Source organism: Hyella patelloides LEGE 07179 (genome assembly GCF_900659865.1).
GTDB lineage: Bacteria > Cyanobacteriota > Cyanobacteriia > Cyanobacteriales > Xenococcaceae > Hyella > Hyella patelloides.
Genome location: NZ_LR214276.1, coordinates 1 through 1,842, shown reverse-complemented (window position 1 = coordinate 1,842; position 1,842 = coordinate 1). Strand labels below are relative to the sequence as shown.

1 protein-coding gene is annotated in these 1,842 nt (G+C 39.2%); it reads right to left on the bottom strand.

From position 1 onward, the window contains the following. On the bottom strand, positions 1 to 1,842 hold a 1,842-nt coding region (locus H1P_RS33090; RefSeq protein ID WP_144875698.1), incomplete at both ends, for a PAS domain-containing protein.

The window sequence follows — 1,842 nt, the reverse complement described above, 5'->3', positions numbered from 1 at the left end:
TAAACCTGCTTGATATATATCGTCGGCGGTAAATACTTCTTCTAAAGCGCAGATACCTCCTTTGGTTTTTTGGATATGGGTATCGATCCAAACTTTTTGGTTGTTAGCTTCTACTAACTTAATCCAACCTTTTCCTACAGATTCAGCAATAAACTGTCCACTCCAGTCTTGATTGAAGTGATACAGAGCAACACGATCGCATTTTAAAGTTTCTCGCAATTCATTGGTAGTGATGGCAAAGATTTCTTGACGATCTAAAGTTTTACTAATTTTTTGCACTATCTTGAGAGTCGTACGCTCTCTAGTGGCACTGCGTCTTAAGGCTTCTTCGGTTTGTTTTTGTTCGGTGATATCGGTGGAAATGGTACAGATTGCAAAGGGTTTACCCTTATTGTTGTAAAGAGGGGTTTTGATCGCAAGATAGGTACGGATACCTGTTGCGAGTTGTAAGATTTCTTCAAATTGCAAGGATGTTTCGGTTTCTAATACCTGATTGTCATTAGTTTCTAAAGCTTCAGCGATGGTATCAGGGAATAAATAGCGATCGCTTTTACCTAGTACGGCTGTTTCTTCGAGGTTTAGGAGTTCTAAAAATTGCGGATTAACCAGAATATAATTTCCTTGGAGATCTTTCAGAGAAACAATAGAGCTAGTATTATCGAGGATAGCTCTCAAACGCCGTTCGCTTTGTTGCATTGCCAAGGTGCGATCGTTTACTCTTTGTTCTAAGTCTTCATTAATGAAGCGTAATTCTCTTTCGGATTTTTCTAATGCTTGATAGGTTGCTTTGAGTTCTCGCTGAACTGTTTTCATTTCATTAACATCAACAAAGGTTAATACCACCCCATCTAAGCTTCTGTCTTCTTGGAGATAAGGATTAACTCGCATCAATAAGCATTCTTCCGTTTTCCCTAGTTGAACCTCTTTTTCTATCGGTTTTTGATTATCAAGGACTTCTTCTAGCAATTCAGTAAAATTATCACAGTCGAGATTATGGGTAATATGTCCTAATGGACGACCAATATCAGCTTCTACTAGATTAATTGCAACGGTGGCTGCGGGAGTAAATTTTCTAATTTTCAGTTCGCGATCTAAAAAGACTACCCCAATATTTGTGCTGCGGAGTAAGTTATCGATATCGTTATTTAATTCGGTCAATTCTGCGATTTTAGATTGATATTCGGAGTTTACCGTATATAATTCTTCGTTGACCGAGTGTAATTCTTCATTGGTACTCTGCAACTCTTCATTAGACGCAATCAACTCTTCGTTTGTCGCCTGTTGTTCTTCGTTAGTGGTTTCTAATTCCTCAATAACTGCTTGCAAATTCTCTCCAGTTTGTTGGAGTTCGTATTCTAACTCCATAATGCGTTGGGGTGCTTCTGTCTCGGCGCGAAATCTTTCTCCGTCAACAGATTGGGGACGATCTTCTTCTTGCACTACCACCATACAAAAGTCTTTGGCTAGCCGATCGCTTTCATGGTAGGTAACTTTTAGTTTGATCGAGAGGGATGGTTTGGTTTCCGAACCATTGACAATCGAAGTGTTGGCACTGGGGGAGTTATTTTCTTCGCTTAATTGAATTCCTCTATATGCTATAGGACGACGTTCTCTTTTAACGCGGTGTAAAGCGGTTGTTAAGGGTAACTGGAGGGGTGAAACTACCAATTTAGTAACATCTGTGGTAGTTCTCCCTGTATTAAATTTAATAATCTCTAGGGAGTTATTAAAAATGTGAAATAGTTGATTATCTTTATCCACCAGCAAACAAGTCGCCTTTTGTTCTGCGAGGAAACTACTAAAAGCCTCATTCAACAATGGTTCAAAACGAGGCTCTTGGGT